Here is a 24,066-nt window from a genome sequence, read left to right as displayed (position 1 = left end):
CTCTCATGGCCGGCAACTACACACTCACGATCATCAAGCCCGACGCGTTTGGCGCGGGGAAGGCGGGAACGATCATCGCGCACCTCGAGGGCCAAGGCTTCAAGGTCCTGGCCGCGCGGGTGATGCACATGTCCAAGGACCAGGCCGGCGAGTTCTACGCTGTCCACAAGGGCCGCCCGTTCTATGGCGAGCTCGTGGACTTCATGACGTCGGGACCATGCATGCCGATGGTGCTGGAGAAGGGCGATGCGGTTGCGTCGCTGCGCACGGCGATCGGTGCGACTGATCCGGCCGAAGCCGCCGAGGGGACGGTCCGGAAGCTGTATGCGGAGTCGAAGGGCCGGAATGCCATTCACGCCTCGGATTCGGATGACAACGCGACTCGCGAATCACGGTTTTTCTTCGCCGAGACGGAGTTGTTGGCGGCGCGGTAGGCGGTGGGCGCTGGGCGATGGGCGATGGGCGTCGACGCTTCGAGCCACCCGTCATCCCGAGCGAGTGCAGCGAACGAGGGATCTGGCGTCTCGGTAGAGTGGCCAGCCCTCTGGCATCCACGAAAGATCCCTCGCTTCGCTCGGGATGACGACCGCCTCGACGTTTGGTCGTCGCCCATACGCCCATACGCCCATACGCCCTGACGCCCCGACGCCCCGACGCCCCGACGCCCCGACGCCCAACTCCATGACACTCACGGACTTGTAAGCACCCCCGCATCCGAGTATTTTTGATGGATGTTGTCCTTCGACATCCGTTCGCTCGAAACCCAGGCCGCCGTCGTTGACGCCGAATTGCCGGCCAGCGATCCGATCTGGGAAGAGAGCGACCCGAAGCCCGAGACCGCGGTGCACGTCACCGGCCGGTTGTCGGCGGCGGGACCGGGGCGGTACTACTGGCACGGGCGCATCGAGGGGAGCGTCGTTCACGAATGCAGCCGCTGTCTCGCCGAAGCGCGCGCGGACGTGAGCGACGAAGCGCACCTCATCTTCGCCGAAACGGGAGCGGAGGAAACGGACGACCCGGACGTGTACGAGCTCGACCCGAACGCCGAAGAGATCGACCTTCGCCCGGCGCTTCGTGAAGAGTGGCTGCTCGCCGCGCCGTCGTTCGCGCTCTGTAACGAAGCCTGCAAGGGGCTCTGCCCGCGCTGTGGCAAGGACCTGAACGAAGGTCCGTGCGACTGCGAGGACAAGTCGGTCGATCCCCGCTGGGACGCGCTGAAGCAGCTGAAGCAGTTGAAGCAGTTGAAGACCGAGAATTCCTAGCACGCGAACGCGTTCGCATCCAACATTTAGCATCTACCATCTCCCGCCATGGCCGTCCCGAAGCGACGCACCTCCAAGCGTAAGAAGCGCGCGCGCAACACGCACAAGAAGGCGCCCGCCGTCGTCATTCAGAAGTGTCCGAAGTGTGGTGCCCCGAAGCGTCCGCATCGCGTGTGCGCGGATTGCGGGTTCTACGCCGGCAAACAGCGGGTCGAAGCCAAGGAAGCCTAGGTTGGCGCGCATCGCGTTGGACGCCATGGGGGGCGATTTCGCACCCCAGGCGACCGTTGCCGGTGCGTTGCTCGCTCTGAGTGAGCTGGATCCAGCGCACTCGATCCAGCTCGTCGGACGCACCGCGGTCGTCAGCCAACAGCTCGAGACCCTGCTCGCGACGCCCGAGCACCACGCGGTGCGCGGGCAGCGCGACCGCATTGAAATCATCGAAGCACCCGACGTCATCGAGATGACGGACCGCCCGAGCGCGGCGATGCGCGGAAAGCCCAACAGCTCCATGATCGTCGGCCTCAAGCTGCAGGCCGACGGCAAATCCGACGCGTTCGTCTCCGCCGGCTCGACCGGCGCGCAGATGGCGGCGTCGATGGTCGTGCTCAGACTTCACGCGGGACTCAAGCGGCCCGCCATCGCCACCGTCTTTCCGACGGCGCGCGTGCCCGTCGTCGTCCTCGACTCCGGCGCCAACGTCGACTGCGGCGCCGACGAGTTGGTCCAGTTCGCGCGCCTCGGTGTCGTCTACGCCGAGGACATCCTGGGACGACAGAACCCAACGGTTGGGTTACTGAGCATCGGTGAAGAGCCCGAGAAAGGGAACGCCGCCACGAAAGAAGCGCATCAGCTCCTCCAGTTGGCGGGTCTCAACTTCCTCGGCAACGTCGAGGGGCGCGACTTGCCCAAAGGCGCGTGCGATCACGGCCCGATCGACGTCGTCGTGTGCGACGGATTCGTCGGCAACGTCGTGCTCAAGTTCTACGAAGGCATCGGCCCGATGATCATCGGGCTGCTCGCGAAAGCGGGCCTCGATCAGCAAACGATGATGGGCGCGCTCAAGGACCTCGACTACTCCGAGCATGGCGGCGCGCCGCTGCTCGGCGTGAACGGCGTGAGTATCATCTCGCACGGCAAATCCAGTCCGCGCGCGATCAAGAACGCCATCAAGGTGGCGGTCCGGGCGCTCGACTCGAAGATGGACGAGCACATCGGCCGTCGCCTGCAGGACGGAGTCGGCCAGGCATGAAGCGGCCCATCGCGTATTTCGCCGGAACCGGGCGGGGCGTTCCCAGCACGGTATTCAAGAATAGTGATTTCGCGTCGATCGGCATCGAGACCACGGACGAGTGGATCATCGAGCGCACGGGGATCAAGCAGCGGCACATCGCGAAGACGGAGTCGGCGACCGACCTCGCGGCGATGGCGGCCCGCGCCGCGATGGACAAGGCCGGCGTGCATCCCGGAGAGCTCGACATCATCGTGCTCGGCACGGCGTCGCCCGACCGGCTGCTGCCGTCCGCCGCCGTGGACCTGCAAGCCGCGCTCGGCGCCAGCCGCGCGGCGGCGTTCGACATCGGCGCGGCGTGCTCGGGGTTCATCTACGCCGCGACCGTCGCCGAGGGCATGATGGCGACGGGGAACGCGGACACCGCGCTCATCATCGGCGTCGAGAAGTTGAGCGCCATCACCGATTGGACCGACCGCTCGACGTGCGTGCTTTTTGGCGACGGGGCGGGTGCCGCCGTGCTCAAGCGATCGAAGCAGCAGCGCGGCATCCTCTCGACGTTCGTGCGCAGCGACGGCAGCCTGGGCGATCTCTTGTGCCGGCCGTCCGGCGGCGCGCGGCATCCGTTCTCGCAGCAGGTGCTCGACGAGCGGTCGATGTACATCAAGATGAACGGCCGCGAAACGTTCAAGAACGCCGTTCGCTCGATGTCGGAGGCGGCAACGCGTGCGCTCGATGCCGCCAAGCTCACGAGCGCCGACATCGACTTGATGATTCCGCATCAGGCGAACATCCGCATCATCGAGGCAACCGCGAAGCACGCCAACATCTCGATGGACAAGGTCTACGTGAACGTGGACCGCTACGGCAACACGTCGGCGGCGTCGGTGCCGATCGCGCTCGACGAGGCCATCGAAAAGGGTGTGATCAAGGAAGGATCGACCGTGCTGCTCGTCGCGTTCGGTGCGGGCTTCACGTGGGGCTCGATGGTGGTTCGGCTGTGAGCGGAGCGAGCATGGATATCGTGCTGCTCTTCCCGGGCCAGGGATCGCAGAAACCAGGCATGGGCAAGGACCTGGCGGAAGCGTTCTTCGCGGCGCGCGACGTCTTTCAGCGCGCCGACGATGCCTTGGGCGTTTCACTCAGCACGCTCTGCTTCGAGGGACCAGCTGACGAGTTGACGCTCACGCACAACGCCCAGCCTGCGCTCCTCGCGCACGGCGCCGCGGCGTGGGCGGCGACGCGTGACGTGATCGGCGCAAACGTCGTCGCCGCGGCGGGTCACTCGCTTGGCGAATTCACGGCGTATCATGCGGCGGAATCACTCGGCCTCGAGGATGCGGTGCGCGTCGTTCGCCGCCGCGGCGAGCTGATGTACGAGAGCGGCGTCAAACGCCCGGGCGCCATGGCCGCGCTCCTCGGCGACACGAATCGCCCGATCGAAGAGATCTGCGCGGACGCGTCGCGCGATGCCGGGCTCGTCGTTCCCGCGAATTACAACTGTCCCGGGCAGCTCGTGATCAGCGGCGAGGAATCCGGCGTCGAACGCGCGATGGCGCTGGCGAAGGAAGCCGGGGCGAAGCGCGCGATCCGCCTGAACGTGAGCGGCGCGTTTCATTCGCCGTTGATGGAATCAGCCGCCCCGGGTCTCGCGAGCGCCCTCGATGAAGCGTCGTTCGACGATCCGCACTTCGCCGTATATGCGAACGTGAATGCCGAAGCTGTAACAACGGCGTCGCGCGGCAAGCAGCTGCTGCTCGAGCAACTGTCCAAGCCCGTGCGTTGGACGGATGAGGTGCGCGCCCTGGCAGCCCGTCATCCCGACGCCCTCTATGTCGAGATGGGCCCCGGCAGCGTGCTCACGGGACTCGTGAAAAAAATTGCGCCGTCGGTGAAGACGGCCACCTGCGGGACGGCAGCGGAAGTGCAGCAGATCCGCGAGCTCGTCGCGGCGCCAACCCACTGATCGACATGAAGATCGACTTGAGCGGGCGCACGGCGCTCGTGACCGGCAGCACGCGCGGCATTGGACGAGCGATCGCCGAAACACTGGCGCGCGCCGGCGCGCGTGTGGCCGTGGTCGGTCGCGACGAGGCGCGCGCCAGGGAAGCGGCGGGCGCGATTTCGCCCGAGGCGCGCGGGTTCGCGTGCGACGTGGGCGACATCGCGTCGGTCACCGCGTTGGTCGACGCGGTCGATAAGGCGATGGGCGGCGTCGACATTCTGGTGAACAACGCCGGTCTCACGCGCGACAATCTCATGATGCGCATGAAGGACGACGACTGGGACGCGGTGATCGACGCCAACCTGCGCGGCGCCTTCGTCGCGATGCGCTCGGTGTCGCGAGGCATGATGAAGAAGCGGTGGGGACGGATCATCAATATCGCGAGCGTGGTCGGCGTCGTCGGCAACAAGGGGCAGGCGAACTATGCGGCGAGCAAGGCGGGACTGATCGGTCTCACCAAGTCGGTGGCCAAGGAGCTCGCCTCGCGCAACATTCTCGCGAACGTGGTCGCTCCGGGGTTCATCGAGACCGACATGACCGCGGCGATGACGGAGGACGCGAAGAAGACGCTGTTCACGCAAATCCCGCTCGAACGGTTGGGGAAACCGAGCGACATCGCGTCGCTGGTGGCGTTCCTGGCGTCCGACGAGGCGAGCTATATCACGGGGCAGGTCTTTGTCGTGGATGGCGGGATGGTGATGTGAGGGCGCATGGGCGTCGGGGCGTATGGGCGTCGGGGCGAAAGAGCGCTCTCTCACTCAGCGCCGCCCAGACGCCTCGACGCCCCGACGCCCCGACGCCCACTCGCTAGATTTACGCAGCTAACAACCCATCAGAAGAGAGGACCAATTCCAATGGCCGACAACGCTCAGAAGGTCCGCGACATCATCGAGAAAGAACTCGGGGTGGAGCGCGAGAAGCTTACCGACGAGGCCAGCTTCATCGAGGACCTCGGCGCGGACAGCCTCGACATCGTCGAGCTGGTCATGGAGTTCGAGAAGGAGTTCAACATCGACATCCCCGACGAGGATGCCGAAAAGCTCCGCACGGTCGGCGACGCGATCGGGTATCTCAATACCAAGGTTGGGAGCAACGCGTGATCACGCGACCGGCGGAATTCCGAGCGCAGGTGCGAAGCGCCGAAGTGAGGAACCACATGACCCGACCGGCGGAATTCCGAGCGCAGGTGCGAAGCGCCGAAGTGAGGAACCACGGATGAAAAGAAGGGTCGTCGTCACCGGAATGGGGGCGATTACGCCAGTCGGCAACGACGTGGCGACGACCTGGGCTGCGATCAAGGCCGGCGTATCGGGCGGCGCCGACATCACGAAATTCGATCACAGCACGTTTCCGGTGCACTTCGCCTGTGAGGTGAAGGGCTTCGATCCGCTCATGTATCTCGAGCGGAAGGAAGCCAAGCGCGCCGACCTCTTCGCGCAGTACGCGATTGCCGCATCCGCACAGGCGATGACCGATGCGGGCTTCGACGACCCGTCGCAGTTCGATCCCGAACGCCTGGGCGTGATCATCGGCTCAGGCATCGGCGGTCTCAAGACGTTCGAGGAACAGCACGACGTCTACCGCGAGCGCGGCCAGAGCAAGATCAGCGCGTTCTTCATTCCGATGTTCATCTCGGATATCGCGGCGGGCCTGGTGTCCATGCGCTTCAACGCCAAGGGACCGAACTACGCGACGATTTCGGCGTGCGCGACGTCGGCACATGCGATCGGCGACGCATTCCGCACGATTCAGTACGGCGACGCGGACGCGGTCATCACCGGCGGGTCCGAGGCGACCGTGACGCCGATGGCGATCGGCGGCTTCGCGAACATGAAAGCGCTCTCCGAGCGGAACGAATCGCCGGCCACCGCATCGCGTCCGTTCGACGCCACGCGCGACGGCTTCGTGATGGGCGAGGGCGGCGGCATCGTCATTCTCGAGGAGCTCGAGCACGCGCGGAAGCGCGGCGCGCGCATCTACGCCGAGATCGTCGGATACGGCGCCACGGGCGACGCGTATCATCTCACGGCGCCGGCGCCGGAGGGAGAAGGCGCTCAGCGCGCGATGCGCATCGCCATGAAGGATGCCGGCTGGACGCCCGCCGACATCGACTACATCAACGCCCACGGCACGTCGACGCCCGCCAACGACTCGAACGAGACGAAGGCGATCAAGGCCGTCTTCGGCGAGTACGCGAAGCGCGTGGCGGTCAGTTCGACCAAGTCGATGACCGGCCACATGCTGGGCGCCGCGGGCGCCGTGGAGTTCATCATCGGCTCGCTCGCCACGCGCGACTGCGTCGTACCGCCGACGATCAACTACGAGACGCCGGATCCCGAGCTCGATCTCGACTACACGCCCAACACCGCCAAGCAGCGCGAAGTGCGCGCCGTCCTGAGCAACAGCTTCGGGTTCGGCGGCCACAACGTGACGCTCGCGATAAAACGCTTTCAGGAGTAGGACCGTGTCTCCTCTGGCTGCCGTGCCGCTCGACCGTGCGCTGATCAGCGATCCGGCGCTCGGCCCCATTGCGGACAAAGTCGAGCGTGGGGAACGCCTGTCGCAAGCCGATGGCGTCGCGCTGTTCGAGAGCGGCGACATTGTCGGCTTGGGCCACATGGCTGACGCGGTGAACCGCGCGCAGAACGGCTATCTCGTCACGTTCGCGGCGAATCATCACATCAATCCCACGAACGTCTGCATCCTCCGCAAGACGTGCGTGTTCTGTTCCTACGCGCGATTGCCGAAGGAAGAAGGCGCCTACCGCTACACGATGGACCAGGTGTGGGAAGAAGCGGCGACCTCGAACAGCACGCTGACGCGCGAGTTCCACATCGTCGGCGGGCTGGATATGAAGGCCGGGCTGGCCTACTACCAGGAAATGTTCCGCGGGTTGAAGGAGCGGTTCCCGCACGTACACATCAAGGCGCTCACCGCCGTCGAAGTCGCGCACATCGCGCGCATCCAGAAGATGAGCGTGCGCGATACGCTCATCGCGCTGCGCGAAGCCGGGCTCGATACGATGCCGGGCGGCGGCGCCGAGGTGTTCAGCCCGGGCGTGCGCGCGACGATCGCAGACAAGAAATTATCTGGCGAGGAGTACATCAACGTGCATCGCGACGCCCACCAGCTGGGTATTCGCACGAACTGCACGATGCTGTACGGCCACGTCGAGACCTACAGCGACCGCATGAATCACTTGCAGATGCTGCGCGATCTGCAAGATGAAACGGGTGGCTACCTGGCGTACATCCCGCTCGCGTATCATCCCGACAACAACGAGTTGGGCGAGACACTGCATCGCACGGGTACCGCCACGACGGGCTTCGACGATCTCAAGAATCTCGCCGTCGGCCGCCTGTTCCTCGACAACTTCCAGCACATCAAGTCGCACTGGATCATGGTGACGACGGCGATGTCGCAAGTCGGATTGTCGTTCGGCGTGAACGATCTCGAGGGCACGGTCGTGCGTGAAAAGATCTATCACGAGGCGGGCGCACACACCGCGCAGGCGATGACGCTCGACGCCATCCTCAAGCTGATTCGCGGCGCGCGCCGCGTACCCGCCGAACGCGACTCGTTCTACAACATCATCCGGACGTTCGACGATGCGGTCACGCCCATCGCCCAACGCCCAACGCCCATCGCGGCCGCATGATCCGCGTCGGCCGCATCCCGTACATCAACTGCTACCCGGTCTACGGGGCGATCGATCGCGGAATCGTGCCCGTGCACGCGGAGCTGATCGACGGGGTGCCCACGGCGCTCAACCGCCAGATGGCGGACGGCGCGCTGGACGTCAGCGTCGTGTCGGCCGTGGAATATGCACGAGATGCTACTAAATACCTGCTGCTGCCCGATCTCTCGATCTGCAGCGACGGGCCGGTCCGCAGCGTCGTGCTGTTCGCCAAGCGTCCCGCGTCGGAATTGCAGGGGCGTCGCGTGCTGGTCAGCCGCAGCTCGATGACGAGCGTCGCGCTGCTCGAGCTCCTGTTCGAGCACGTGTGGGATGCGCGTCCGGCATTCATTCCCGCCGACGCCGAGCTCACCGATGTCGCGCGCTTCGGCGACGACGATCATGACGCGCGGCTCGTCATCGGCGACGCGGCGCTGCACCTCTGGTCGCGCTTGCGCGAGCCGGAGCTGTACCCCGAAGGCGAGATGCTCACGCAATACCGTTACGCCTACGATCTTGGCGCCGAGTGGAAGCGATGGACCGGGCTGCCGTTCGTGTTCGCGGTGTGGGTCGCGCAGCGCACGACGCCGGTCGATCAGGCGCTCGCGGTGCACGCGAATTTGATCGAATCGCGCAATTGGGGCTTGCAGCACCTCGAGACGCTGGCCGCGCAGGCGGCGCTTGCGACGGGCGTGCACAAGACCGTGTGTCTCGAATATCTGTCAGGTTTGGATTACGGCCTGTCGTATCAGCATCTTGCGGGACTCACCGAATTCTTCAGGCGGCTCGTGGCGGCGGGGAAGGTGCCGAACGGGTCGCTGGCGTTTCTTCCGGCAGCGTAGTTGTCATTCCGAGAGAGCGAAGCGAACGAGGAATCTTCTCTCCCGTCGGATAAACCAGTCGCTCTATCGTGATGCCAGATTCCTCGCTTCGCTCGGAATGACAATGCTGCAATACAAAGACCTCCTCGACTTCTACACCAACGCGTCGCTCCTGGAGCTCGGCGCCGAGGCCGACCGCGTGCGCCGCGAGAAGCATCCGCACGACACGGTCACGTACATCGTCGACCGCAACATCAACTACACCAACGTCTGCGTCGCCGACTGCGGGTTCTGCGCGTTCTATCGCCGGCCCAAACACGCCGAAGGCTGGACGCTCTCGTACGAGCAGATCGGCGCCAAGATCGACGAAGCCAAGCAGCTCGGCGCCATTCAAATATTGATGCAGGGCGGCCACAACCCCTACATCCCGTTCGAGTGGTATCTCGACCTCCTGCGGTACATCAAGACGTACCATCCCATTCACATCCACGGCTTCAGCCCGAGCGAAGTCGACTTCTTCGCCAAGACGTTCCGGATGGACGCGGTCGAGGTCATTAGAGAACTGGTAAAGGCCGGCCTCGACTCGATCCCCGGCGGCGGCGGCGAGATCCTCGTGCAGCGCGTGCGCGACCAGGTGGCAAAAAAGAAGGCCGGTGCCGACCGCTGGCTCGAGATCATGGAGCTCGCGCACAACGAAGGAATGAAGACCTCGGTCACGATGATGTACGGTATCGGCGAAACCCTCGCCGAGCGGATCGAGCATCTCGAGCGCGTGCGCGAGGTGCAGGCGCGCACCAACGGCTTCACCGCGTTCATCTGCTGGCCGCTGCAGCCCGAGAACACGCCGACCATGTCGCACATGCAGAAGACCGACGCCGTCGAGTATCTGCGCACCGTCGCGATCTCGCGGATCGTGCTCGACAACGTGCCGAACCTGCAGGCGAGCTGGGTGACGATGGGCATGAAGGTCGGCCAGACCGCCCTGCGGTTCGGCTGCAACGATTTCGGCTCGCTCATGATCGAGGAGAACGTCGTCTCGGCGGCGAACACGACGCACCGCACGACGACGGCGGAGATCGAGCGGCTGATCACCGACGCCGGTTTCAAGGTCGCGCGCCGCCGCCAGGATTACACGATCTTGCCGGAAAGCGTTGCCCCACCAAGAGACACTGTCGCCGCGTGATCGACTCACGCCCAACTGCCATCGCCCATCGCCCATCGCGCACGGGCATCGGCTACGACTCCCATCGTTTCGCGCCGCCGGGACCATTGATCCTCGGCGGCGTTCCCATTCCGAGCGACGTGCATCTCGAGGGGCATTCGGACGGCGACGCCGTCGCGCACGCGCTCACCGACGCGATCCTCGGCGCGGCGGCGATGGGCGACATCGGTGAGATGTTCTCCGATCGCGATCCGGCGAACAAAGGCAAGGATTCGATCGAGATGCTGGCAGCCGCGGTCGCGCGACTCGCCGGAGCCGGTTGGCGCGTGCAGCAGGTGGACGTGACGATCGTGGCCGAGAAGCCGCGGATCGCGGAGCATCGCGAGCCGATGAAGGCGCGCCTGGCGGCTGTGCTCGGCGTGGGCGTCGAAGACGTCAGCGTGAAGGGCAAGACGAACGAGGGGATGGGCTGGATCGGACGTGCCGAGGGGATCGCGTGCATGGCGGTGGCGACCATCGTTCGCGCCGGCGAAAACTCTCTCGGCGGCATGTCGAGCGAAGGTGCGTAGCGCGGTAGCGAGAAGCTATGTCTGATCGAGGTGCGTTACTCCGCTTCCAACTCGACCGCTTCGGCGACTACCTGACGCTGGAGCAGGGCACGTCGCCGCGCACCGTCGAGGCGTACCATCGCGACGTTTCGCGCCTCGCGGACTACGCGCGCGTGAAGGGCGCCACGACGCCCGGCGACGTCACGAGCCGCATGCTCCGCGAGTTCATCTATCACTTGAAGGACCTCGGCCTATCTCCAGCGTCGATCCGCCGAAACATCTCAGCGGTTCGAACCTACTTTCGCTTTCTCCTGGCTGACGGCGCGGTCGCGCGCGATCCGAGCGAGCGCCTCGAAACTCCCAAGCGCTGGCGCACGCTGCCCGATGTGCTGACCGTGGAAGAGATCGAACGACTCCTCGCCGCGCCGACGCTCGACGACACGCTCGCGTTTCGCGATCGCGCGATGCTCGAGCTCGCGTATGGGGCGGGCCTTCGCGTGTCCGAGTGGATCACGCTCGGCGTACGCGACGTGCTGCTCGAGGAAAAGTTGGTGCGCGTGTTCGGCAAAGGCAGCAAGGAGCGGTTGGTGCCGATCGGCCGATCGGCCATCGGCGCCGTGGCGACGTACACGCGCGAGCTGCGTCCCAAGCTCGAGAAGGGCGGCGGCAAGGGTGTGTTGTTCCTCAATGCGCGCGGCGAGCCGCTGACGCGCATGGGCGCGTGGAAGATCTTGCGGCGCTACGTCGAGCGCGCGGGCATTACGAAAGCGGTGTCACCGCACACGCTTCGACACTCGTTCGCGACGCATCTGCTCGAGGGCGGCGCCGACCTCCGCGCCGTGCAGGAAATGCTCGGCCACGCGGACATCTCGACGACGCAGATCTACACGCACGTCGATCGTGAATACTTGAGGAAGGTGCACAAACAGTATCATCCGCGCGGGTGATACTCCGCGCAGGCGCGGCATCAGGCGTCCAGCACCTTCTCGAAATACTTGACGAGATCCAGCACGAACGGCTCAGACGCACCCTCCGGCAGCCACTCCAGCCGTTCGACGAGAACCTCGGCGCGCGGCTCGAACGGTGTCGACCGCTCGAACGTGCGCGCGTCCAGGTCGACGACCCAGTATTCGGGAACGTCTTCCTCGCGGAACAGCGTACGCTTGGCGACGCGATCGGCTCGCGCGGTGCTCGGCGACAAGACTTCGACGGCAAGCAGCAAGCGCCGCACGTTGTCGAAATGCTCGGGCCGGCGGCCGTTGAAGAGCGGCAGGACCAATAGGTCGGGCTGAACCGCGCGTCGCGGAGAAAAAACGATGTCAGCCGGTGCGGCGAACGCGTGGCCCACTCGATTGCGCTCGAGATACTCCGCGAGCGCGCGGTACAGCGTCAACGCCGCTTCCTGATGCCTCAATGCCGGCGCCGGCGTCACGAACAGCTCGCCATCGATGATCTCGTAGCGATTGCCGTCGTCGGGCAGCTCGTCGCGCTCGGCAGCCGTCCATTGCCGCTTGAGATTGGGCATGTGCATACGATATGGTCCTCGGCGCCGAGTGGGCAAGGGTACATGCCGGCATGATGCGCGCTCGATGCGGCGCACCTGCAACCGTTCCGTTTCGCGGCGAATCACGAGCCCGCCCGTTATCTTCGACCGCATGATCCTCGTCATCGACAACTACGATTCCTTCACCTACAACCTCGTCCAATATCTGGGCGAGCTGGGCGCGGACGTCGTGGTGCGCCGCAACGACGCCATCTCGGTGGACGACGTCGGTGCGCTCGCGCCGTCGGCCATTGTCTTGTCGCCCGGCCCGTGCACGCCGAAAGAGGCGGGGATCACCGTCGACGTCATCCGGCGCTGGGGCAGCAGCATTCCGATCCTCGGCGTATGTCTCGGTCACCAGGCGATCGGCGAAGCGTATGGCGGCGAAGTGGTGCTGGCCGACCGCGTGATGCACGGCAAGACGTCGCAGATCGAGCACGACGGCACCGGCGTGTTCGCGGGGCTGCCGTCGCCGATGCAGGTGATGCGCTACCACTCGCTGGTGGTCGAGCGTGCAAGCATTCCCGACGTGCTCGAGATCGTGGCGGTCGCGAAGGATGATCCGACCGAAGTGCACGCGGTGAAGCATCGCGAGCATCCGGTGTACGGCGTGCAGTTTCACCCGGAGTCGGTGATGACGCCGGACGGGAAGGCGCTACTCAAGAATTTCCTGGAGCTCGCCAAGTGATTTGGCGCGCGGCCGCTCTCGCCTTGGGCCTTTGGGGCGGAGCGATCGGCGCACAAACGATTCGCGTCGCGGATGCCGGGCGCGGTCCGGGCCCTGAGCTGCTCGCGCGCGAACTGGCGAAGCCGCACATCGTCATGCCGCCGGCGAGCGATCGCGCGGTTCTCGCCCGCGACCACGTGTATGCGAGTTCTGTGATCATCTTCGGCCGCGACGCGGTCGTCGAGGGCCAAGTGCGCGGCGACGTCGTCGTCATCGGGGGCGATCTGTACATGCATCCCGGCGCCGCGGTCACGGGCCGCCTGATCGCGTTCGGCGGGGGCGTCTATCTCTCGGCGCTCGCCACGCAGAGCGGGGACGTGGCCTTTCGAGAATTCACATACGACATCGCACCCGAGCCTGGCGGATACGCGCTTTCCTATCGCGCGGCGTATGAGCCCGTGATCCCGGCGGTTGCGGCCGCGGGATTGTTCGGTCTGGCGCTGCCGTCCTACGACCGGTCCAATGGCCTGTCGCTGCCGGTGGGACTGGATTTTTCGCCTGGGGCGCATGCCGTCTTCCTGCGGCCGCGGCTCACGTACCGGTCGCAGCTCGGGCGCGTCGATCCATCTATCACGGTTGACGATTCTCTAAATCGCTACACGGCGGTTCGACTTTGGGCGGGCCAGGCCACCTTCAGCAACGAGGGGTGGATCTGGTCGGCCCCGGTGAACACGACCGAGTTCCTGCTGCTGGGCCACGATGCACGGAACTACTTCCGCGCGACACGCGCCGACCTGACGATCGGCCACCGCGTTGAGGCCGGAACGACCACGCTCGAGTTCTACGCCGGCGGCCGATACGAGTCGGCGCGCGCCGTCAGGCCGCTCGACGGCGCCGGGAGCGCTCCGTGGACATTTCATGGGCATCACGACACGGATGATGCGCTGCGTCCCAACCCCGAAATCGCGCCCGTGTCAGGCGGCTCGGCGCTCGCCGGGCTCGCGCTCGCGTGGACGCCGGGCGACATCGTCGCACGATTCCGCGCGGATGAAGAGATCGGACACTTTGGGGACGAGTGCAACGGCTGCGGTTTGGAGAGAACAGGGACGTTCGCACAAACGACCCTCGACGGCGCGATCGAGTTTCCGACGTTCGGCACACAGAGCCTGCGGTTCGAGGGCCACGGCGTTGTATCCACTCATCACACGCCGGAACAACGCTTCGCGTACGTCGGCGGCAAAGGCACGTTGTCGACACTCGAGATGCTGGAGCTGGGCGGCAATGAGCTCGTCTACGTGGACGCGCGCTACAACGTTCCGATCGATCGCGTCCAACTTCCGATGGTCGGCGCGCCCGTCGTCACGGTCCGCGAGGTGCTCGCCGGCGCGACGGTGGACGAGTGGCCGCGCCTGCATCAAGGCGTCGGCTTGCGCCTGAGCCTGAGCGCGTTATACGGTGAGTTCCTGGTCGACCCCGACACGCGCCTTGGACATTTCTCCGTCGGCTTGTCGATCCGCCGCTGATCGCGCGCGATCGAACTCGACTGTTTGCGCCGTCTCGCCGGCAGAACTACATTTCAGAACGTGATTTTTGCGGCCGTGAGCGCGTTCCCTGACTCCATTGCGCGGGGGCGCCACGAATGAGGACGCTCGCCGTCATCCCAGCACGACTGGGCTCCACGCGTCTCCCCCGAAAACCCCTTCGTCTTCTCGCTGGCCTGCCACTGGTCGTTCGCGTGTGGCAGCGCGTGACGAGCTTGTCGCTGTTCGACGAAGTCGTGGTGGCCACGGATAGCGTCGACGTCGAACGCGCCGCACGGGAGCACGGCGCGAGTGTCGTCATGACGGGCGATCACAATTCGGGAACGGAGCGCATCGCGGCGGTTGCACGCATGCCACGATACGCGCACTACGACGTCGTCGTAAACGTGCAGGGTGACGAACCCTATGTGTCGCATCGGGCGCTGGCCGGGGCGGCTGAGAAAGTGAGCGCCGAGGGCTTTCGAATCGGCACGGCCGCCGCGCTCGCCGCGCCGGCGATTCTCGGCGACCCCAACGTCGTGAAAGTCGTCACGACTCAGCGTGGCCAAGCCATGTATTTTTCGCGAGCGCCGATTCCGTTTCTGCGCGATCGGGCGGACGCGGAGTTGCAGCGCTCGCAGATCTACCAGCACATCGGCGTGTACGCCTACGACATGCCGACGCTGCTGGGCTGGGACTCACTTCCGCGCACGCCGCTCGAGAGCATCGAACGTCTCGAGCAGCTTCGGCCGCTGGCGGCGGGCGTCGAGATCGGTGTGGCGTTGATCGACGAACAGCCGGCGTTGGGCATCGACACGGAAGACGATCTCGAACGCGCCAACACGCAATGGACCGCGTTTAGCACAGGGTGAATTGATGCAGCGACCTCATACGACGAAATACATCTTCGTGACCGGCGGCGTGGTCTCCTCGCTCGGCAAGGGCATCGCCGCGGCCTCGCTCGGGCGCTTGCTCGTCGAGCGCGGTCTGCGCGTCTCCATGCTCAAGTTCGATCCCTACCTCAACGTCGATCCGGGGACGATGTCGCCGTTCCAGCACGGCGAAGTGTTCGTCACCGATGATGGCGCCGAGACGGATCTGGATCTCGGGCACTATGAACGGTTCATCGATCGCGCGCTCTCGCAGTCGAACAACATCACGACGGGGCGCATCTACCTGAACGTGATCACCAAGGAGCGACGCGGCGAATTCCTTGGCGCCACGGTGCAGGTGATTCCGCACATCACCGACGAGATCAAGGCGGCGATCAAGCGCGTCGCGCCCGAGACGGACGTCGTGATCGTCGAAGTGGGCGGCACGGTCGGCGACATCGAATCGCTGCCGTTCCTCGAAGCCATTCGTCAATTCCGCCACGACGTGGGCCGCGAGAACGCGATCTTCGTGCATCTCACGCTGATGCCGTACATCGCCGCGGCGGGCGAGCTCAAGTCCAAGCCGACGCAGCACTCCGTCCGCGAATTGATGCAGATCGGTATTCAACCCGACGTGCTCATTCTGCGCACCGAACGACCGATCTCCGACGAGATCAAGCGCAAGATCGCGCTCTTCTGCAACGTGGAATTCGGCGCCGTGGTCGAGAGCCCCGACGTGCGGACGATCTACGAGATTCCGCTTCGTTTCCACGAGCAGGGACTGGATCGTATCGTCTGCCAGAAGTTCGGGATCGACGTGCCGGCACCGGCGCTCACGAACTGGCGCGAGCTGGTGCAGCGCGTGCTCGTGCCGCACGAGCGGGTGCGCATCGCGATCGTCGGCAAGTACACGGACTACGCCGACAGCTACAAGAGCGTGCAGGAAGCGCTGATTCACGGCGGCATCGCCAACGACGTCGGCGTCGACATCCAGTGGATGTCGAGCGACAACTTCTCGAGCCCGGAACGCTCGGCCGAGATTCTTCGCGGCGTCGACGGCTTGCTCGTTCCCGGCGGCTTCGGCGTGCGCGGCGTGGAGGGCATGGTCGAGGCGGTGCGTCACGCGCGCGAGTCCGGGCTGCCGTTCTTCGGCATCTGTCTCGGCATGCAGACGGCGATCATCGAGTTCGCGCGCAACGTGTGCGGGCTCGACGACAGCCATTCGTCGGAATTCGCGCCCGAGTGTGATAATCCTGTCATATCACTTATGGAAAGTCAGCAGCACGTCACCGACATGGGCGGCACCATGCGCCTGGGCGCGTATCCGTGCCGGCTGGCGCGCGGCTCGCGCGCGGCCGAGATCTACGGGCAGCCCGAGGTGAGCGAGCGGCATCGGCATCGGTACGAGGTCTCGAACAAGTATCGCGATCTGTTCGTGCAGCACGGCATGCGACTGAGCGGACTGTCGCCCGACGGCCAGCTCGTCGAGATCGTGGAGCTGCCGGATCACCCGTGGTACCTGGGTTGCCAGTTCCATCCGGAGCTCCAGTCGCGTCCCACGCGGCCGCATCCGTTGTTCGCCGGGTTCATCGCCGCCGCCACCAAGGCCAAGCGCACTCGTCGCACGCACGGCTCGGCGTCGCTGGTCGAGGCAGCGGACTGACGTGGCTTCGCACGCTCCGCACTTCCGACGAGACGCCCTCTTCCTGATCGCGGGCCCGTGTGTGCTCGAGGATGACGCGCTGAATCTGCGCGTCGCCGAACATCTCGCCCGGCTGGCCGACGCCGTGCCGGGCGGTATCATTTTCAAGGCAAGCTTCGACAAGGCGAATCGCTCGACCGCGGGCGCGCATCGCGGTCCCGGACTCGATGAAGGTCTCGCGAAGCTCGCGCGCGTGCGCGAGAAGACCGGTTTGCCGCTGCTGACGGACGTGCATTTGCCGGAGCAATGCGCCGCGACCGCCGGCGTCGTGGACGTCCTACAGATTCCCGCGTTTCTGTGCCGGCAGACGGACTTGCTCGTTGCCGCCGGTGCGACGGGAAAAGCTGTGAACATCAAGAAAGGCCAGTGGATGCACCCCGAAGGCATGAAGGGCGCCGTGACCAAGACGAAGAAGGCCGGTGCGAGCGAGATCGCTCTCACGGAACGCGGCTCGTTCTTCGGCTACGGCGATCTCGTCGTCGACATGCGCGCCTTCAACCGCATGCGTGACGCCGGCGATGCCCCCGTCATCTTCGATGCAACCCATAGTGTGCAGCAGCCCGGTAAAGGGCAGGGCGGCTCGAGCGGCGGCGCGCGTGAGTTCATTCCACCGCTGACCTTGGCGGCGATTGGCGCCGGCGCGAATGGGTTGTTCATGGAGACGCATCCGGACCCGGATAACGCGCCGAGCGACGGCCCGAACATGATGCCGCTCGACCGGCTCGACGATCTCGTCAAACGCGCCGTCGATGTGTGGGACCTGGTGTCGCGATGATCGAGGCCGCATTGGCCAAATCGATCAAGCTCGTCGCCTTCGACGTCGACGGCGTGATGACCGACGGCGGTATCTACCTCGGCGACGTCGACGGACGCCGCCTCGAGTTCAAGCGCTACGAGATTCAGGACGGCTTGGGGATCGTGATGCTCAAGCTCGCAAACGTGAAAGTCGCGATCGTCACCGGTCGCGTCTCCGAGAGCGTGCGGCTTAGGGGAATCGAGCTCTCGGTCGACGATGTGGCGCAGGACCCCGACGGCCACAAGCTCGCCGGATTTCAGCGCATTCTGGACAAGCACGGCGTGACGCCGTCCGAGGTCGCGTTCGTCGGCGACGATTTTCCTGACGTTTCGCTGCTGCGAATCGTCGGCTTGCCGGTGGCGGTCGGAAACGCGGTTCCTGAAGTGCGCGCGATTTGCACCCATCAGCTCACGCGCCACGGCGGACGCGGCGCCGTGCGAGAGTTCGCTGAGGATTTTCTGAAGATCCGCGGTGAATGGGACATGGCCTGGAATGCGTACGTCGATGCTCGCTCGAAACCACGCGCCGCCGAGGACAGCGCGTGAGCGACGCCGCCATCGTCGACCGCGGACGCCGCGTGATTCAGCTGGAGCGCGAGGCCATCGGCGCGCTCGAGCAGCGCCTGGGCGACGAGTTCGCGCGCGCGGTCAAGCTCATCGCGCAATCGCGCGGGCGTGTCATTGTGTGTGGCGTCGGCAAGTCCGGGCTGATCGGACGGAAGATCGCCGCGACGCTCACCTCCACCGGTACGCCGGCGACGTTTCTCCATCCCGTGGATAGCGCGCATGGCGATCTGGGGATCGTCGGGGCGGACGACGTCGCGATCTTGATCTCGAAAAGCGGCGAATCGGACGAGGTCCTGGCCCTGTTGGCGCATTTGAAGGGGTTCGGTGTACGAAGCATCGCCATTACCGGAGCGCCGACGTCGGCGCTCGGGAACAACTGCGACGTGACCCTGGATGCCGGGGTGCGGGAAGAGGCCTGCCCGCACGACCTGGCACCGACGACCAGCACCACCGCTGCGCTCGTGATGGGTGACGCGCTCGCCGTGGCGCTGCTCCAGGAGAAGGGCTTTCAGCGCGAGGACTTCGCCCGCATTCATCCGGGCGGCGCACTCGGCAGAAAACTCGTCGTGCGAGTCGAGGAGATCATGCTGCGACAGAACCTGCCCGTGCTGCCTGAAGAGGCGACGATGCGCGACGCGATCGTGATGATCGCGAAGCGCCGCGGCATTGCCGTGGTCGTCGATGGTGAGCGGCACGTGGAAGGTGTGCTGACGGCGGGCGATCTCAGCCGCATGATCGAACGGGGCGGCGATCTCCTGCCGACACCAGTTCGAACCGTCATGACCAAGAATCCAAAGATCGCGCACGCGGGCGAGCTCGCCAGCGCCGTGGCGTACCGCATGGAGCAGCACGGCCTCATGGCCTTTCCCGTCGTAGATGACGCCGAGCGTTTGGTGGGTGTGGTGCACCTCCACGATCTGATGCGCGCGAGGGTCGTCTGATGCGCGCGTCAATCGGAACGAAGACCGTCGCGCGTGTTGCAACGACTCTCGTCGTCGCGCTCGCCGCATGTAGCCAGCGCAGTCAGCCGCCCGTCGCCGCTGGTCCCTCGGCGGCCGACAGCGCCGACCAGGTCTTCATCACCATGCACTCGGCGCTAACGACGCGCGGTATTCAGCGTGGTGAAGTCACGGCCGATACGGCGTACGTAATGAACGAACAAACGCGATTCGACCTGCGCAACGCGCACGCGAAGTTCACGACCGAAACCGGAGCGCCGCAGGGGACCATGGACGCCAAGCGCGGCGTCTACAACACGCGCACGCAGCTGCTCGAGGGCTGGGGCGACGTCGTCGTCAAGCTCGTCGATGGCCGCATGCTCAAGTCGCCGCACGTGATCTACAATCAGATGTCGCACCAGATCTCGAGCGACACCACCTACACCATCTATCGTGGCGCAGACTCGCAGCACGGCATCGGCTTCACGTCGAACGAGACGTTCTCGCGCTTTCAGTGCATGAAGGCGTGCGGCGGCTCGACGTCTATTCTGCTGCCCGAGAAATGAGTCGCGTCCTCGCATTCGCCACGGCGGTCGTCGGCGTCAGCCTGGCGCTCTTCGCGGCGCCGGCCGGTGCCCAGACACCAAAGACGCGATGCACCTTCGAGTCGGTCGGTCCGGCGCGTACGGACTCGCTGATCGGTATTGGCCAGGTGAGCTTCGCGAGCGGCGGTGTCACCGTGTTGTGTCCGAGCCGCGGCATCAAGCTCACCGGCGACAGCGCCGAGCAGTTTCCGGATCATTATCAGATGATCGGCCACGCCGTGTACGACGAGCCGCGGTTCCACGTGACGGCGGATTATCTCAACTATTTTCCGAACGACGAGAAAGTCGTCGGCGCAGGACGTGTGCACGCCAGGCTGCCGAGCGGTTCGACGCTCGACGGTCCGCAGGCCGAGTATCGTCGCGCGGTGCCGAAGATTCGTCCGCGTGCGCAGATGAGCGCCATCGCGCGGCCCACCATCACGATCATCCAGAAAGATTCGGCGGGCCGTCCACCCGACTCGACGAAGGTCACCGCGAACAACGTCTTCGTCGACGGCGACAGCGCAAGTTTGATTTACGGCGGCGGTCAGGTCGTCATCAATCGCACCGACATCAATGCCACGGCGGACTCGGCGTTCATCAACGAACCGAAGGAAACCATGCGATTGATGCGCAATCCCATGGTGAAGGGAAAGAAGGACCGTCCGTTCACGCTGAGCGGCGATCTGATCGACCTGTTCTCGCGCGATCGTCATCTCTATCGCGTGCTCTCGCAGGCCAACGCGAAAGCGATCAGCGATTCGATGACGCTGGCCTCGGACACGATCGACTTGCGCGTTCGAAACGACTTGCTCGACCATGCATATGCGTGGGGCGGGAAGAACCGCGCCCAGGTCGTCTCACCGAGTCAGAATTTGCTCGCGGACTCGCTCGACGTGACCATGCCGGGGCAGCGCATCCAACTCGTGCGCGCGCTGCGGCGAGCCTACGCCACGAGCAAGGCGGACACGACGAAATTCCATGTCGAGAAGGGCGACAGCACCGACTGGCTCGTCGGCGATACGATCGTCGCGCACTTCGACTCGACGCGAACGCCCAAGGACACCTCGCGCAATCCGGCGATCAAGCAGCTCGTGGCCTCCGGGAATGCCAGCTCGTATTACCATCTGGCGGCATCCGACAGTTCGCTGAAGCTGCCGGCGATCAATCACGTCAACGCCCGCATCATCACCGTAAACTTCGACACGCTGCACAAGCTTGCGAGAGTGACGACGGTCGATTCCGTTTCGGGGATCTATATCGAGCCGGTCCCCGACTCGACGCAGAAAAAAGGGCGCGGCAACACCGCGCCGGCCAACAAGACTCCCACTCCCGCGAAACCGAGCGTGCCGTCCGTGGTGCCTGTTCCAACCAAGCCACCCCTCCATCCGTGACCGGGCCGTCAGATACCTCGAGAGATACCTCGAGAGTTCGCACGCTCGTCGATCAGATCGCGCGCGGCGATCGCTCCACGGCGCTCGCGCTGCACGCGTTGATCAGCTCTGCCGACCCGAGCGGTGTCGCGGATTTCGATCGGGCGGTGATCGTCTACCGAGACGATTATCTGGCCGCGCTGCGGGCCACTGGACGCGACGCCGAGCGTGAGGCGGGGCGACTGAGCCTCGACGAGGTCCGGCAGCATCTGGCGCGATCGGTACTGCCGCGTCTGGCAGCCGAGGGCGTGATCGTATTGCCGGGGACCCCGATCGACACGGGCGCGCGCATTCGGATGGCCGACCGGATCTGGAGCGAGATCAGCGCGTCGCGTGAAGCGATTTCGCTGGCGCTGCAGCACACCGGCGAGCATCCGGGGGCCATCCCGCCCGGCGATGGAACGGCGCCGGCCTCGGCCGCGACCCGCGAACCGGCGATCGGCGCGAGCGTCCTCGAAGCGAAAGGCCTGGTCAAGACTTACAGGCGGCGCCGGGTCGTCAACGACGTGGCCCTTCGATTGCAACAGGGAGAGATAGTCGGACTGCTGGGCCCGAATGGCGCGGGCAAGACGACGACGTTTTACATGATCGTCGGGCTCATCGAACCGCAGGCCGGGCGGATCGTGATGGACGGCATCGACATTACCTCGATGCCGATGTACAAGCGGGCGCGTCAGGGGATCGGGTACCTTTCACAGGAACCCTCGATCTTTCGCAAACTGTCGGTCGAAGACAACATCCTGGCGATCCTCGAAACGCTGGATGTGTCGGCGAGCGAACGGCGGGCCCGGTTGGAAACGCTGCTGGACGAGTTGAGCATCAAGCACCTTCGTAACAGCAAGGCCCTCATGCTGTCGGGCGGCGAACGCCGTCGTCTCGAGATCACGCGGGCGCTGGTCACCCAACCGAAGTTCATGATGTTGGACGAGCCCTTCGCGGGCGTCGATCCGATCGCGGTCCACGACATTCAACAGATCGTCGGCAACCTGCGCCACCGCGGCATCGGCGTGTTGATCTCCGATCACAACGTCGAGCAGACCTTGGACATCGTCGATCGCGCGTACATCATGTTCGACGGACAGGTGAAGGTGTCCGGGACAGTTCGGGAACTGGTATTCGACGATACGGTGGCGGACATTTACCTCGGCCCCACGCTGACGGCGCGCCTGCGCGCCCGGTTCGCGGAAGACGGGGATGAATCGCCGCGACAACACGACGGCTTCGCCGAAGGACAACGGGAACTCAACGCCTCATGAAAGCTGGTCTCTCCCAGAACACGCAGCTGAAGCAGGAGCTCAAGATCAATCCTCGCCTCTACCAGGCGATGGACCTCCTGTACATGCCGCTTCTGGATCTCCAGCAGCACCTCAAGCAGGAACTGCTGAACAATCCGTTCCTCGACATGGTCGAGCCGGAGGAAGACGAAGAGGAAAACGAGGGCGAGGACGAGACCGTCGAGGCGGAAGCGCAGAGCGAGCCCGCGGAAGAAAAGCAGAATGACGAGATCAATTGGGAAGACATTCTGCTCGACGGATTCGACGCCGGCGGCCGCCGCGAAGAGCACGAAGAGCGCGAGTATTACGAGCCCGTCACCGTCGACAGCCGCAATCTCTCCGACCATCTGATCGATCAGATCACGCTGCTCGATCTGTCGCCGCGGCAAGCCTTCCTCGCCGATGAGTTCATCGGCAACATCAACGAAGACGGCTATCTCGCCTGCCCGGTCGAGCAGGTGATGACGAGCGTCAACGAAGAAGTCGTGCGCGCCGCCGAAGCCGCCGAGCGCGAGATCGACGACTTGCCGCTCTACACGATGCCCGAAGTCGACGAGATGCTGCGGATCATTCAGAATCTCGATCCGCCGGGTGTCGGCGCGCGCGACCTGCGCGAATGCCTCATGCTCCAGCTGCGCGAAGCGGGCCTCGAGCAATCCGTGCCGTTCCGTTTGGTCCGGGATTGCTTCGACGAATTGATCAACCACCGTTGGAGTGAGATCTCCAAGCGGTTCGGGATCTCGCCCAGCGACGTGCAGCGCGCGGCGGACGAGATCAAGAAGCTCGACCCCAAGCCGGGCCTGGTCTACTCGGACGCCAGCGACAACTACATCATCCCCGATCTCATCGTCGAGAAGATCGACGGCAAGTATCACGTCTTCCTGAACGACGCCAACCTGCCGCGGCTCAAGCTCTCCCGCGCCTATCAGGAGATCGCGCGCGACAAGAAGAAGTTCGAGGGTGAATCCAAGGAGTTCATCTCCTCCAAGCTCAACTCGGCCAACTGGATGATCCAGGCGATCGAGCAGCGGCGTCAGACGATGCTCAAGGTCATGAATTACATCGTCGATCGGCAGCGCGACTTCTTCGAGAAGGGCGTGCAGCATCTGAAGCCGCTCACGCTGCGCGAAGTCGCCGAAGTGATCAACATGCACGAGTCTACGGTCAGCCGCGTGACGAACGAGAAATTCGTGCAGACGCCGCGCGGTGTGCTGCCGCTCAAGTTTTTCTTCTCGTCCGGTCTTTCGACCACGCAGGGCGAAGACGTGTCGGCGCGCGGCATCAAGGCGCAGATCGAGAAGCTGGTGGCGGAAGAAGATCCAAAGCATCCGCTCACGGACCAGGCGATCGTGAACATCCTCAAGGAGTCGGGCGTGCAGATCGCTCGCCGCACGGTGGCCAAGTACCGCGATCAGTTGGGAGTGCTGTCGGCACGCATGCGCAAGCGAGTATGAGCGCGCTGGGCG

The 24,066-nt window shown here is 64.9% G+C and carries 26 protein-coding genes; 25 read left to right on the top strand and 1 reads right to left on the bottom strand.

The features are described from left to right. The first annotated feature begins 5 nt into the window (after positions 1-5). The 14 genes from ndk to xerD all read left to right on the top strand — a co-directional run bounded on the left by ndk (position 6) and on the right by xerD (position 11,652). Positions 6-434, top strand: coding sequence for a nucleoside-diphosphate kinase (gene ndk / locus VN706_19345; protein ID HXT17801.1), 429 nt, complete (start codon positions 6-8; stop codon positions 432-434). A gap of 297 nt (positions 435-731) precedes the next feature. Beyond that, positions 732-1,262: a DUF177 domain-containing protein gene (locus VN706_19340; protein ID HXT17800.1), complete on the top strand. Its 531-nt coding sequence runs from the start codon at positions 732-734 to the stop codon at positions 1,260-1,262. Positions 1,263-1,310: 48 nt separating this feature from the next. Next, positions 1,311-1,493 carry a 50S ribosomal protein L32 gene (gene rpmF / locus VN706_19335; GenBank protein HXT17799.1) on the top strand — a complete coding sequence of 61 codons (183 nt, stop codon included), beginning with the start codon at positions 1,311-1,313 and terminating at the stop codon, positions 1,491-1,493. Continuing rightward, positions 1,408-2,514: a phosphate acyltransferase PlsX gene (gene plsX / locus VN706_19330; protein ID HXT17798.1), complete on the top strand. Its 1,107-nt coding sequence runs from the start codon at positions 1,408-1,410 to the stop codon at positions 2,512-2,514. Before rpmF ends, plsX begins: the two co-directional genes overlap by 86 nt. Continuing rightward, positions 2,511-3,497, top strand: coding sequence for a beta-ketoacyl-ACP synthase III (locus VN706_19325; GenBank protein ID HXT17797.1), 987 nt, complete (start codon positions 2,511-2,513; stop codon positions 3,495-3,497). Before plsX ends, VN706_19325 begins: the two co-directional genes overlap by 4 nt. A gap of 11 nt (positions 3,498-3,508) precedes the next feature. Then, complete coding sequence (gene fabD / locus VN706_19320; GenBank protein ID HXT17796.1) at positions 3,509-4,459, top strand: ACP S-malonyltransferase; 951 nt, start codon at positions 3,509-3,511, stop codon at positions 4,457-4,459. Positions 4,460-4,464: 5 nt separating this feature from the next. Continuing rightward, positions 4,465-5,202: a 3-oxoacyl-[acyl-carrier-protein] reductase gene (gene fabG, locus VN706_19315; GenBank protein HXT17795.1), complete on the top strand. Its 738-nt coding sequence runs from the start codon at positions 4,465-4,467 to the stop codon at positions 5,200-5,202. A gap of 150 nt (positions 5,203-5,352) precedes the next feature. Further along, positions 5,353-5,598: an acyl carrier protein gene (locus VN706_19310; GenBank protein ID HXT17794.1), complete on the top strand. Its 246-nt coding sequence runs from the start codon at positions 5,353-5,355 to the stop codon at positions 5,596-5,598. Positions 5,599-5,713: 115 nt separating this feature from the next. Further along, positions 5,714-6,958 carry a beta-ketoacyl-ACP synthase II gene (fabF, locus tag VN706_19305; GenBank protein ID HXT17793.1) on the top strand — a complete coding sequence of 415 codons (1,245 nt, stop codon included), beginning with the start codon at positions 5,714-5,716 and terminating at the stop codon, positions 6,956-6,958. Between the two features lie 4 nt (positions 6,959-6,962). Further along, positions 6,963-8,156 (top strand): aminofutalosine synthase MqnE, encoded by a 1,194-nt coding sequence (mqnE, locus tag VN706_19300; GenBank protein ID HXT17792.1) that lies wholly within the window; start codon positions 6,963-6,965, stop codon positions 8,154-8,156. Next, complete coding sequence (locus VN706_19295; GenBank protein ID HXT17791.1) at positions 8,153-9,016, top strand: menaquinone biosynthesis protein; 864 nt, start codon at positions 8,153-8,155, stop codon at positions 9,014-9,016. The genes mqnE and VN706_19295 overlap by 4 nt, the downstream gene beginning before the upstream one ends. A gap of 103 nt (positions 9,017-9,119) precedes the next feature. After that, the gene (gene mqnC / locus VN706_19290; protein ID HXT17790.1) at positions 9,120-10,178 is read left to right on the top strand and encodes a cyclic dehypoxanthinyl futalosine synthase; all 1,059 of its coding nucleotides are present in this window, start codon (positions 9,120-9,122) and stop codon (positions 10,176-10,178) included. Then, positions 10,175-10,726, top strand: a complete 552-nt coding sequence (gene ispF / locus VN706_19285) for a 2-C-methyl-D-erythritol 2,4-cyclodiphosphate synthase (GenBank protein HXT17789.1) — start codon at positions 10,175-10,177, stop codon at positions 10,724-10,726. Before mqnC ends, ispF begins: the two co-directional genes overlap by 4 nt. Positions 10,727-10,743: 17 nt before the next feature. Next, positions 10,744-11,652, top strand: coding sequence for a site-specific tyrosine recombinase XerD (xerD, locus tag VN706_19280; protein HXT17788.1), 909 nt, complete (start codon positions 10,744-10,746; stop codon positions 11,650-11,652). Between the two features lie 20 nt (positions 11,653-11,672). Here the strand turns inward: xerD and VN706_19275 are convergent, their stop codons facing one another. Beyond that, on the bottom strand, positions 11,673-12,230 hold the full coding sequence (locus VN706_19275; protein ID HXT17787.1) for a Uma2 family endonuclease: 558 nt from the start codon (positions 12,228-12,230) through the stop codon (positions 11,673-11,675). Positions 12,231-12,360: 130 nt separating this feature from the next. Between VN706_19275 and VN706_19270 the strand changes: the two genes are divergently transcribed. The 11 genes from VN706_19270 (at position 12,361) to rpoN (ending at position 24,054) form a co-directional block, all read left to right on the top strand. After that, positions 12,361-12,936 carry an aminodeoxychorismate/anthranilate synthase component II gene (locus VN706_19270; GenBank protein HXT17786.1) on the top strand — a complete coding sequence of 192 codons (576 nt, stop codon included), beginning with the start codon at positions 12,361-12,363 and terminating at the stop codon, positions 12,934-12,936. Further along, positions 12,933-14,438, top strand: a complete 1,506-nt coding sequence (locus tag VN706_19265) for a hypothetical protein (GenBank protein ID HXT17785.1) — start codon at positions 12,933-12,935, stop codon at positions 14,436-14,438. The genes VN706_19270 and VN706_19265 overlap by 4 nt, the downstream gene beginning before the upstream one ends. Positions 14,439-14,554: 116 nt before the next feature. Next, complete coding sequence (kdsB, locus tag VN706_19260; GenBank protein HXT17784.1) at positions 14,555-15,307, top strand: 3-deoxy-manno-octulosonate cytidylyltransferase; 753 nt, start codon at positions 14,555-14,557, stop codon at positions 15,305-15,307. Between the two features lie 4 nt (positions 15,308-15,311). Next, positions 15,312-16,970, top strand: coding sequence for a CTP synthase (locus VN706_19255; GenBank protein ID HXT17783.1), 1,659 nt, complete (start codon positions 15,312-15,314; stop codon positions 16,968-16,970). Between the two features lies 1 nt (position 16,971). Next, on the top strand, positions 16,972-17,784 hold the full coding sequence (gene kdsA / locus VN706_19250; GenBank protein ID HXT17782.1) for a 3-deoxy-8-phosphooctulonate synthase: 813 nt from the start codon (positions 16,972-16,974) through the stop codon (positions 17,782-17,784). Continuing rightward, positions 17,781-18,350, top strand: a complete 570-nt coding sequence (locus VN706_19245; protein HXT17781.1) for an HAD hydrolase family protein — start codon at positions 17,781-17,783, stop codon at positions 18,348-18,350. Before kdsA ends, VN706_19245 begins: the two co-directional genes overlap by 4 nt. After that, positions 18,347-19,312, top strand: coding sequence for a KpsF/GutQ family sugar-phosphate isomerase (locus VN706_19240; GenBank protein ID HXT17780.1), 966 nt, complete (start codon positions 18,347-18,349; stop codon positions 19,310-19,312). The genes VN706_19245 and VN706_19240 overlap by 4 nt, the downstream gene beginning before the upstream one ends. Further along, entirely contained in the window at positions 19,312-19,875 is a 564-nt protein-coding gene (gene lptC, locus VN706_19235; GenBank protein HXT17779.1) for an LPS export ABC transporter periplasmic protein LptC, read from the top strand. Before VN706_19240 ends, lptC begins: the two co-directional genes overlap by 1 nt. Continuing rightward, on the top strand, positions 19,872-21,287 hold the full coding sequence (locus tag VN706_19230) for a hypothetical protein (GenBank protein ID HXT17778.1): 1,416 nt from the start codon (positions 19,872-19,874) through the stop codon (positions 21,285-21,287). Before lptC ends, VN706_19230 begins: the two co-directional genes overlap by 4 nt. Before the next feature lie 98 nt (positions 21,288-21,385). Further along, positions 21,386-22,582, top strand: a complete 1,197-nt coding sequence (gene lptB / locus VN706_19225) for an LPS export ABC transporter ATP-binding protein (protein HXT17777.1) — start codon at positions 21,386-21,388, stop codon at positions 22,580-22,582. Then, on the top strand, positions 22,579-24,054 hold the full coding sequence (gene rpoN / locus VN706_19220) for an RNA polymerase factor sigma-54 (GenBank protein HXT17776.1): 1,476 nt from the start codon (positions 22,579-22,581) through the stop codon (positions 24,052-24,054). Before lptB ends, rpoN begins: the two co-directional genes overlap by 4 nt. Positions 24,055-24,066 lie beyond the last annotated feature (12 nt).

This window comes from Gemmatimonadaceae bacterium, assembly GCA_035606695.1.
Lineage (GTDB): Bacteria > Gemmatimonadota > Gemmatimonadetes > Gemmatimonadales > Gemmatimonadaceae > JAQBQB01.
This window is presented reverse-complemented; position numbering and strand designations above follow the sequence as displayed.